The following is a 10,821-nucleotide window of genomic DNA, read 5'->3' on the forward strand; positions in this document are numbered from 1 at the left end:
GGCGCCGACCGGGCCGGTCCGCCGTGGCGTCCCCGTGTCCCCCGCTACGCCGCGCGCCCCCGGTCCCGCACCACGCGCAGGGCCGGCGTCGGGGTGTGGGCGGCCCTGACCCGGTAGGTCGTCCTGCCCGGGTCGGTCAGGGGCTCGCCGAGCGTGATCCGGCCGGCCGCGTGCAGCCCGTCGCACTCGGCGGTCGGCAGCGCCACGTAGCAACCGCCCTTGCCGGTCGCGGAGTCCAGCGGCCGCCAGTAGCTGTACCTGCGCCGCCCGCCCTCCCGGACGGTGACGAACACGGGGGTGCGCGCGTCGGAGACGATCCGCAGGATGTCGGACTCCTCGGGGCTCAGGGGACCGCACGGGCGGGATCGCCGACGCGCCAGGGCGGGCGCGGCGCCGAGGGGAGGGACGGCACCGAGCCGGGCGGGGCGGCCGGTCGCTGGGGCGGCGACGGTCTGCGGGAGCAGGGCGGTGGGCGGCATCGGTATGGCCTTTCCGGTCAGTGACTCGAGACCGCCTACCCGGTTCAGCCGGTGTTGATCTCGCTTCCGCCCGCATTCTTCCGTACGGCACTGACAACGCCGCGCTCCCGTCGAACGGCCTCAGCCGTTGGCCGGGGCCGCTCCCGCCCTGCTCAGAGGGTGCGGATTGACACGGGCGAAGCCCTCCTGCCGCTCGTAGGGGAAGTAGGGATAGGGGGCGGCCTTGGCGCTCGCGGCGTCGAGGCGGGCCACCTGGTCCTCGGTCAGGGACCAGCCGACGGCGCCCAGGTTCTGCCGGAGCTGTTCCTCGTTGCGGGCGCCGATGAGGACCGAGGAGACGGTCGGGCGCCGCAGCAGCCAGTTGATGGCGATCTGGGGGACGGTGCGGCCGGTCTCCTCGGCGACGGCGTCGAGGGCGTCCACCACCCGGTAGAGGTGGTCGTCGTCCACGGGCGGGCCGTAGTCGGCCGTGGCGTGCAGCCGGCTGCCGGCGGGCAGCGGTTGACCGCGGCGGACGCGGCCCGTCAGCCGCCCCCACCCCAGAGGGCTCCAGACGACGGCTCCGACGCCCTGGTCGAGCCCCAGCGGCATGAGCTCCCACTCGTAGTCCCGGCCTACGAGGGAGTAGTAGACCTGATGCGCCGCGTACCGCTGGTACCCGTGCCGGTCCGCGTCGGACAGCGACTTCATCAGCTGCCAGCCGCTGAAGTTCGAGACCCCGGTGTAGCGGAGCTTTCCGGCCCGTACGAGGTCGTCGAGTGCGGACAGCACCTCGTGGACCGGGGTCCGCGCGTCGTAGGCATGCAGCTGGAAGAGGTCGATGTAGTCCGTGCCCAGCCGGCCCAGGGCCTGGTCGACCGCCTTGATCAGACGCGCCCGCGAGGTCCCCGCGTCCGCGGGACCGTCACCGGTCGGAAGACCCGCCTTGGTGGAGATGATCACCTGGTCACGGCGTCCCTTGACGGCGGCGCCGAGCACTTCCTCCGACGCGCCTCCCGAGTAGACGTCGGCGGTGTCGAACATGTTCACTCCCGCCTCCAGACTGATGTCGACCAGCCGGCGCGCCTGCGCCTCGTCGGTGTCTCCCCACGCGCCGAAGAGCTCTCCGCGCCCGCCGAAGGTTCCCGCGCCGAAGCTCAGTGCCGGGACCATGAGCCCGGACTCGCCCAGTCTCCTGTATTCCACAACCGCATCCCCTCGTCCGGTCGCCCCGTCGGTCGAGCGACGCGACGACACCTCTTTAACGGGACGTATGTTCCGTTAAGATGTCCACAGGTTAGCAGGGGCAAGCACCTAATGGAACCGGAGTACCGTTATGACGTCCGACAGCGTGGAGCCCGGCACCGTCCGCCCGGGAGGCCGTACGGCCCGGGTGCGGTCCGCCGTACTGCGGGCCGCCGGCGACGCACTGGCCGAGCGCGGCCTGGCCGGCCTGGACCTCGCCGACGTGGCCCGTCGCGCCGAGGTCGGCAGGACCACCGTCTACCGCCGCTGGGGAACCCCGGCCAACCTGGTCGCCGACCTGCTGACCGACATGGCCGAGCAGTCGCTCCCCCACACGGACACGGGCAGCCTGACCGACGACCTGCGCGCGAACGCCCGGCTCGTGCGGCGCACCCTGGCCGACGCGCGGCAGGGCGCGCTGTTCAAGGCGGTGATCGCCGCCGCGACCTGTGACGCGCAGGCGGCCGCCGCCCTCCGCCGGTTCTACGAGACCCGCGTCTCGGAGTGGGAGCCCTGTGTCCGGCGGGCCGTCGAGCGCGGCGAGCTGCCGGAGGGCACCGACACCCATGAGGTGATCCGCGCGGCCTCCGCCCCCCTGTACTACCGCCTGCTGACCACCGGTGAGCCCCTCGACGAGGCAGCGGCGGACCGCGCCGCGGACGCCGCGGTCGCGGCGGCACGGGCGGGGGTCTTCGTGACGACCGGACGCTGAGGAGGGACCGGACCCCGGGAGCCCGAGGCGGCAGCCGGACTTTTTCTTTCGTCCGAAGCCTTGCCCGATCGATGCCTCACCACTTAAATCACAGCTTGAACTAAACGGCATCACAAAGCGGTTCGACTCGACGGCCGCTCCCGGCGTCCGGCCGGGAAGGCCGCTCCCCCTCCCTGTCCGCACCCGCAGAAAGCTTCCGCATGAGACTCAGATCCCTGGGTGTCGCGCTCGTCGCCACGGCGGCGCTCGTCACCCTCCCCGCACAGGTGACGGCCTCCGCGGCCGACACCCCCCTGTCCCAGGGCCGCACGGTCACGGCCTCGTCCACCGAGAACGCCGGGACGGCCCCGGGCAACGCCGTCGACGGCGACTCGGGCACGAGGTGGTCGTCGGCCGCGAGCGACGGCCAGTGGCTCCAGGTCGACCTCGGCTCGACGGCCTCCGTCACCCGGGTCGTCCTCCAGTGGGAGGCCGCGTACGGCAAGGACTACCGGATCCAGCTCTCCCCGGACGGGAACACCTGGACCGACGTGAAGACGGTGACCGGCGGCGACGGCGGCACCGACACCCTGGACGTCTCGGGGCAGGGCCGCTACGTCCGGATGCAGGGCGTCCACCGGGCCACCCCCTGGGGTTACTCCCTGTGGGAGTTCCAGGTCTTCGGCACCACCGGGGGCACCACGCCCGGCTCGTGCGGCACGGACGACGCCGCCCGCGGCAAGCCCGCCTCCGCCTCCTCCGTGGAGAACGCCGGGACCCCCGCCTCCGCCGCCTTCGACGGCGACGCCGGCACCCGCTGGTCCAGCCAGGCCTCCGATCCGCAGTGGGTCCAGGTCGACCTGGGCTCGGTGCGGGACCTGTGCAAGGTGGACCTGAACTGGGAGGCCGCCTACGCCAAGGAGTTCCGGATCGAGGCCTCATCGGACGGACAGAACTGGCAGACGCTGAAGAGCGTCACGGGCGCCACCGGCGGCAAGGCCTCCTACGACGTCAGCGGCTCGGGCCGTTACGTCCGCGTCCGGGGCACGGTCCGCGCGACCCCCTACGGCTACTCCCTGTGGGAGGTCGCCGTCCACACCGGCACGACCGGCACTCCCCCGGTCGAGGGCGGCGGTGACCTGGGGCCGAACGTCATCGTCGTGGACCCCTCCACGCCGAACCTGCAGCAGAAGTTCGACCAGGTCTTCGCCCAGCAGGAGTCGAACCAGTTCGGCGGCGGGCGCTACCAGTTCCTGCTGAAGCCGGGCACCTACAACGGCATCAACGCCCAACTCGGCTTCTACACCTCCATCTCCGGGCTCGGCCTCAACCCGGACGACACGCAGATCAACGGTGACATCACCGTGGACGCGGGCTGGTTCAACGGCAACGCCACGCAGAACTTCTGGCGTTCGGCCGAGAACCTGGCCATCACGCCGTCCAACGGCACCGACCGCTGGGCCGTCGCCCAGGCCGCCCCGTTCCGGCGCATCCACGTCAAGGGCGGCCTCAACCTCGCCCCCAACGGCTACGGCTGGGCCTCCGGCGGTTACATCGCCGACTCGAAGATCGACGGTACGGTCGGTCCCTACTCGCAGCAGCAGTGGTACACCCGGGACAGCTCGGTCGGCGGCTGGACCAACGGCGTCTGGAACATGACCTTCACCGGTGTCGAGGGCGCGCCCGCGAGCAACTTCGAGACCGGTCCGTACACCACGCTCGACACCACGCCGGTCTCGCGCGAGAAGCCGTTCCTCTACCTGGACGGCAACGAGTACAGGGTGTTCGTGCCCGGCAAGCGCACCAACGCCCGCGGCGTGTCCTGGCCCGCCAACGCCAGCGGCACCTCCCTGCCGCTCAGCCGGTTCTACGTCGTCAAGCCCGGTGCCACGGCCACGACCATCAACACCGCCCTCGCCCAGGGGCTCAACCTGCTGTTCACGCCCGGTGTCTACCACCTCGACCGGACCATCGAGGTGAACCGGGCGAACACGGTCGTGCTGGGTCTGGGGCTCGCCACCATCGTCCCCGACGGCGGCGTGGACGCCCTGCACGTGGCCGACGTCGACGGTGTGCGGCTCGCCGGCTTCCTGATCGACGCCGGTCCGGTGCGGTCCGACGCGCTGCTGCGGATCGGGACGCCGGGCGCGAGCGCCGACCACTCCGCCAACCCCACCACCATGCAGGACGTGTTCATCCGCGTCGGCGGCGCGGGCCCGGGGCTGGCCACCGACTCCGTCGTGATCGACAGCGACGACGTGATCGTCGACCACACCTGGATCTGGCGCGCCGACCACGGCACCGGCGTCGGCTGGGAGACCAACCGGGCCGACTACGGGCTGCGCGTCAACGGCGACGACGTTCTCGCCACGGGGCTGTTCGTGGAGCACTTCAACAAGTACGACGTGTACTGGAGCGGGGAGCGCGGCCGGACGATCTTCTTCCAGAACGAGAAGGCGTACGACGCCCCGAACGAGGCCGCCATCACCCACGACGGCATCGTCGGCTACGCCGCCTACAAGGTCGCCGACTCGGTGAACGAGCACGAGGCCGTGGCGCTGGGCAGTTACTGCAACTACACGTCCGACGACACGATCGTCCAGCACCACGGGTTCCAGGTGCCGGTCAAGTCGGGCATCAGGATGCGCCACCTGATGGTGATCTCCCTGGGCGGAAAGGGCCAGTACGCGCACGTGATCAACGACACCGGCGCGCCCACGTCGGGGACGGACACCGTGCCGTCGAAGGTCACCCGGTTCCCGTGACGGACGGGTGAACCAGGCGCCCGTGCGCCCGGGGGGTCCCACGCCCCGGGCGCACGGGCCGCTTCCGACAGGCACGCGGAATCCGCCATTGCCGTCGGCGGACCGGGGCGGCGGAGCGGCCCGGCCCGGTTCCCGGCAGGACCGGTGCGCGCACGGCGCTGTGGTGGGCGAACACCGGCCGGCACCGTTGTGACGGTGCCGTCACAGGCCCTTCACCGAACGCACACTTCCAGCCGAGCCGCGTTCCCGCCGTTCCCGGCGGTACAGACGGTGCGCGGGGGCCGTGCCTAGTCTCCCGGGCCATGCGATCCACACGAACGAGACGCTTCGGTCTCGCCACGATCATCGCCCTCGCCCTCGCCCTGTTCGGCCTGGCGCCCTCTGCGAGCGCCGCCGACCCGGCCCCGGCCGAACTGTCGTTCAGCACCGACGCGGCGACCACGCAGCCGGGCGGCACGGTGAACCTGTCGATGACGATCAAGAACAACAAGACGTACGACATCTGGTTCGTCTACCAGACGATCGACCCGACCTGGCTGACCACCCAGCGCCCCGACCTCAAGTACAGCTTCACCGGCTGCAGCCTGGCCACGGAGAACGGGGCCGTCCCGTGCTCCGGAACCGGGCCGGCCAACCTGGGCGCCAACTACGGTGCCACCGTCCCGCCCGGCCAGAGCCGCACCGTCACGCTGACGCTGCAGATCGCCGCCGACTCCGGCTGCAACGGCAACATCGGCTTCTACTCGTACTACTACGCCGAGTTCAGCGACTCCACGAGCGTCAACGGCGGCCCGGTCTACACGCCGGAGGCCCGCGTCCTGTGCGCCTGACCGCACCTCTCCTCGCGTACTGAGCACCGGCGGCGGCCGGCCCCACGTCGGGCCGGCCGCCGGCCCGTGGATCAGCCGTGACCTGATCTCGCGCCAGGACCGGCCGGTCCGCCGCGGAGGACCACCGGCACCGGGACCCGGCGGAGCTTGCCGTTCCGTGGTCGCCGATTCCGTTCCCCAGCAGTACACAGGCCCTGGGACGCGTTCGACCTGCCGGTACGCGGCACCGCCCGGCACCGGGGGACATGCCGGTGCGAGCCGAATGGACACATGTGCTTTTCCGTCAAGTTCCGCAGTAGGCACACAAAAACTCCACACAGACCTCACTATGTGACACGACGCATACGTCGACGACCGGCGCCTCAGGGCGGCGGCGTGGTCATGGGGTGGGGGCTCCGCAGGGGGCGGCCGACCCCTGCCCGGGGGAGGGAAGCTCACCGCATGAAGCGGACCATTCGCACGACGGCACTCACAGTGGGCGCGCTACTGGCGTCGCTGGCTCTACCGGCCGGCACGGCCCGGGCGGACGCCCCGGCACCGCGCATCGACCTGCGCGTGCTGGTCGTGAGCGACGGAGGACCTGCCACCGACGCCATCGCCGCCGAACTGAAGACCGCGGGGACGCCGTACACGCAGGTCGACCTCGGGGACGCGGACCGGCCCTCGATCGACGCCGGCTTCCTGGCCGACACCGTGGACGGACGGCCCCGCGCCAGGTTCCAGGCCGTGGTCATGCCCAACGACAACCCCTTCCCGGCCGGCTCGGGCGAGATGGCGGCCCTGGCCGCCTACGAGAAGACGTACGGGATCCCCCAGGTCGACGCGTACACCTACGCGCGTCCCGAGGTCGGGCTCCAGTACGCGGTCGGCACCGGCTACGCCGGCAGCCTGGACGGCGTGCGGGCCGAGGTGACGCAGGCCGGTCTGGCGGGTCCCTTCGGCTATCTGGACGGGGCGGTGCCGTTCGAGGACAACTCCCCCACCGTGGGCGAGTCCTACGCCTACCTGTCGACGCCCGCGCCGGGCGCGGACTTCGTCCCGTACGTCCAGGCGGCGATGCCCGGGCGGGCGACGAAGGGCTCGCTGGTGGGCGAGTACCGGCACGACGGGCGGCGCGAACTGGTCGTCACCTTCGTCTACAACCAGTACCAGCAGCAGTTCCGGCTGCTGGCCCGGGGCATCGTGGAGTGGATGACCGACGGGGTCCACCTGGGCGCCGACCGCAACTACTTCGCGGTCCACGTCGACGACGTGTTCGCGGCCGACGACCGCTGGGACACCGAGCTCAACTGCACGCCCGGAGACGTGGACTGCGCGCCGGGCGAGGGGACGCCGAACCCGATCCGCATGGTCCCCGCCGACGTCGACCACGCCACCGCCTGGCAGGAGAGCAGGAACTTCACCTTCGACCTGGCCTACAACGCTTCCGGCAGCGTCGACCACCGCCAGGACAACAACGGCGCCGACCCGCTCGCCGACAAGCTGATCGCCGACCGCGGTGCGTTCCGGTGGATCAACCACACGTACACGCACGCCTTCCTCGGCTGCGTCCAGGACGTCGGCGTCGTGCCGTGGAAGTGCGCCACGAACGCCGACGGCAGCACCCGGTGGGTGACCCGCAACGAGATCGCGGACGAGATCGCCACCAACCGCGTCTGGGGCGAGGCGGCCGGACTGCCCCTGGACAACGACGAGTTGGTGACCGGTGAGCACTCGGGCCTGAAGGTGACCCCGCAGCAGCCCGAGGACAACCCCAACCTGGCTCCCGCCCTCACGGACAACGGCATCGCCTGGCTCGGCTCGGACAACTCCCGCGACCCCGTGCAGCGCAGGGTCGGCAGCGCCACCACGGTCTCCCGCTACCCGATGAACGTCTTCTACAACGCCGGGCGGGCGGCCGAGCAGGTCGACGAGTACAACTGGATCTACACCAGCCGCGCCCAGGGCGGCAGCGGCATCTGCGAGGACAACCCGGCCACCTCCACGTGCCTGACCGCACCGCTGGACCCCGCCACCGGCTACACGAGCCACATCGTGCCCCTGGAGACGCGGATCGCCCTCGGGCACGTCCTCTCCAACGACCCCAAGCCGCACTTCATCCACCAGTCGAACCTCGCCGAGGACCGCATCGCCTACCCCGTCCTCGACGGCGTCCTGGACGGCTACGCCGGTCTGTTCGCCGACAACACCCCCGTGGTGAACCTGCGCATGGAGGCCATCGGCGTCGAACTCCAGCGCCGCGCGGCCTGGCAGGCGGCCGTCGACGCCGGTCACGTCACCGCCTACCGCGTCGGCGCCGCCGTGACCGTCGAGGCCCCCGACGGCGTCGCCGTACCGGCGACCATGCCCGCCGGCACCCGGCGCGCGGGCACGGACTTCGGCGACGCCTACGCCGGCGCGGTGTCCGGCTGGACGACGCCCGGGTCCGGGGAGCCGCTCGTCCTCACCCTGCCGTCACCGGCCGCCGCTCCCCCGGCGGTCGCCGCCGGCCCCGGCGACACGGCCGCCGCCACGTCCGCCGCCCCGCGCACCCGCGTACCGGCCGGCGTGAGCGATCCGGTGCCCCACGGCGCCGGGCGTTGAGCGCCCACCGCCACCGCAGGCACCCCCACCCCACTCCCCGGCCGTGGAGCACATCGATGCACGTTCCCCACGGCGCGCGGCGCCCCGGCGCGCCGCGCGTCACCCTGCTCACCGAAGGCACCTATCCGCACAGCCACGGCGGAGTGAGCGTCTGGTGCGACCAGCTCGTCACCGGCATGCCCGACCTGGACTTCGACGTCGTCGCCGTCACCGGCACCAAGCGCGAGCCGGTCGTCTGGGACGTCCCCGGACACGTCCGCCGGGTCGTGTCCGTGCCCATGTGGGGGCCCGCCCCCCAGGGGCGCCCCCCGCGCGGGCGTGAGCGCAACCGGCTCGAGGCCGCCTACGAGCGGTTCGTGACCGCGCTGCTCGATCCGCGTGCCGAGGACGGCTTCGGTCCCGCCCTCCACCGGCTCGCGCAGGCGGCCACGGACGGCGCGCTGAGCCCGTTCCTGCGCGACGACCGGGCGATCGGCATCCTGACGGGAGTCTGGAACAGGCGCGGGCTCGCCGTGCGGGAGGCACGGCCCACCCTGCACGACGCGGTGACGGCGACCGCCCTGCTGGAGCACGCCCTGCGTCCGCTGGCCGCCCCGGGCCCCGAGCAGGGGGTGGCGCACGCGGTCAGCGGCGGCGTGGCGGTGCTGCCGGGGCTGGTCGCGCTGGAACGGCACGGTGTGCCGCTGCTGTTGACCGAGCACGGTGTCTATCTGCGCGAGCGCTACCTCGGTTACCGCACGGCCGCGTACCGGTGGCCGGTGAAGGCGCTCGTCCTGGGCTTCTTCCGGCTGCTGGCCGAGGAGACCTACCGCCGGGCCGCCCTGATCACACCCGGCAACCGCTACAACCGGCTGTGGGAGGAGCAGGGCGGCGCGGCCCCCGAGTCCATACGCACCGTCTACAACGGCGTCGACCCGGCCGCGTTCCCGCCCGCCGGGCCGGAGCCGGAGCAGCCCGTGCTCAGCTGGGCCGGCCGGGTCGACCCGATCAAGGACCTGGAGACCCTGATCCGCGCCTTCGCCCTGGTGCGGGACCGGGTGCCCGCGGCGCGGCTGCGGTTGTTCGGCGGCACCCCGCGCGGCGGCGAGGCCTACCGGGAGCGCTGCGAGGCGCTGGCCGCGCAGCTCGGGCACGGGGACGCCGTCACCTTCGAGGGGCGGGTCGAGGACATCAAGGACGCGTACGCCGCCGGGAACGTGGTGATGCTGTCCAGCATCAGCGAGGGCTTCCCGTTCACCCTGATCGAGGCCATGTCCTGCGGCCGGGCGACCGTCTCCACGGACGTGGGCGGCGTCCGGGAGGCCGTCGGCGACGCCGGTCTCGTCGTACCGCCGCGCGACCCGGCCGCCATGGCCGCCGCCGCCCTGGAGCTGCTGGCCGACACCGGACGGCGCCGCGCGATGGGCGAGGCGGCGCGGCTGAGGGTGATCGAGCAGTTCACGCTCCGGCAGACCATCGACACGTTCCGGTCGATATACCTGGAGCTGTCGGCGTTCGGCGGCACGGCGGCGCGCGCGATGGCCGCGGACGCCGGCGCGTTCGTGACCGCGGGCGCCCCGCCGGTGAGGAGCGCGACCGGATGAGCGGACCCATGGCACTGGAACCGGGCGGCGCCGAGCAGGAGACGCTGGCACTGCGCCTGGCCGACACCCGGCCGCCCGTCGTGCGCGCGGCCGACCGGCACACGCTCGCCCTGGTCCTGCCCGGGCACGGCGCCCACCGCGAGGCGGTGGACCGGCTGGCCGCCGACCTCGCGGACCGCATCGCCCCGGCCGTCCACCCCTACGAGGTGGCCGCGCTCCTGGAGTCGGAGGGCCTGACCGGCGAGGTGATCGAGCAACAGTACGGGCACCGTGACCTGTTCTCCCTGGCCACCGCGTTGTACGAGCGGGTGCCGCGCGGCTTCCCGGAACCGCCGCGGCCCGCCGACCCCTGGCGGCCCGACCACGTGCGCTGCGCACTGCGCGGCGCCCTGTTCGCGCTGCCCGGTCTCGGCTACGCGCTCGCCGGGCGCCTGCTGCCCCACGGCGGCACGGTGACCGCGCTGGTGGTGGCGGGGCTGGTGTCCTGGGCGTGGAACCAGGCGCTGGGCCACCGGGCGTACCTGCGCCTGGCGACCGGGCGCCGGGAGGCGGGCCGCACGCTGCTCAAGGGGGCGCCCCTGGGCGCCGTCGCCGCGACCGCGGCCGGCGTGCCTCTCACGGGGTCCGGCACGGCGGCCCTGGCCGTGGCGGTGCAGTCCGGCTACC

At 72.8% G+C, this 10,821-nt stretch carries 7 protein-coding genes and 1 pseudogene; 6 read left to right on the top strand and 2 right to left on the bottom strand.

What is annotated here, in order from left to right:
• Positions 1-44: 44 nt before the first annotated feature.
• Both JHAT_RS21910 and JHAT_RS21915 read right to left on the bottom strand, forming a co-directional pair.
• Positions 45-479 carry a hypothetical protein gene (locus tag JHAT_RS21910; protein WP_253195568.1) on the bottom strand — a complete coding sequence of 145 codons (435 nt, stop codon included), beginning with the start codon at positions 477-479 and terminating at the stop codon, positions 45-47.
• 120 nt (positions 480-599) lie between these two features.
• Positions 600-1,664 carry an aldo/keto reductase gene (locus JHAT_RS21915; protein WP_077799949.1) on the bottom strand — a complete coding sequence of 355 codons (1,065 nt, stop codon included), beginning with the start codon at positions 1,662-1,664 and terminating at the stop codon, positions 600-602.
• Positions 1,665-1,794: 130 nt separating this feature from the next.
• Between JHAT_RS21915 and JHAT_RS21920 the strand changes: the two genes are divergently transcribed.
• The 6 genes and pseudogenes from JHAT_RS21920 to JHAT_RS21945 all read left to right on the top strand — a co-directional run.
• Complete coding sequence (locus JHAT_RS21920; protein ID WP_077799950.1) at positions 1,795-2,415, top strand: TetR/AcrR family transcriptional regulator; 621 nt, start codon at positions 1,795-1,797, stop codon at positions 2,413-2,415.
• A gap of 200 nt (positions 2,416-2,615) precedes the next feature.
• Positions 2,616-5,159, top strand: a complete 2,544-nt coding sequence (locus JHAT_RS21925; protein WP_077799951.1) for a discoidin domain-containing protein — start codon at positions 2,616-2,618, stop codon at positions 5,157-5,159.
• A 302-nt stretch (positions 5,160-5,461) separates the two neighbouring features.
• Positions 5,462-5,989, top strand: a complete 528-nt coding sequence (locus JHAT_RS21930) for a hypothetical protein (RefSeq protein WP_077799952.1) — start codon at positions 5,462-5,464, stop codon at positions 5,987-5,989.
• Positions 5,990-6,430: 441 nt separating this feature from the next.
• Positions 6,431-8,572, top strand: coding sequence for a hypothetical protein (locus JHAT_RS21935; RefSeq protein WP_077799953.1), 2,142 nt, complete (start codon positions 6,431-6,433; stop codon positions 8,570-8,572).
• Positions 8,573-8,628: 56 nt separating this feature from the next.
• The gene (gene pelF / locus JHAT_RS21940; RefSeq protein ID WP_077799954.1) at positions 8,629-10,155 is read left to right on the top strand and encodes a GT4 family glycosyltransferase PelF; all 1,527 of its coding nucleotides are present in this window, start codon (positions 8,629-8,631) and stop codon (positions 10,153-10,155) included.
• Positions 10,152-10,821, top strand: a pseudogene (locus tag JHAT_RS21945) (hypothetical protein); the annotation flags it as partial. The gene pelF and the pseudogene JHAT_RS21945, both read left to right, overlap by 4 nt.

Source organism: Streptomyces sp. JHA26 (assembly GCF_002005565.1).
In the GTDB taxonomy this organism is placed as follows: Bacteria; Actinomycetota; Actinomycetes; order Streptomycetales; family Streptomycetaceae; genus Streptomyces.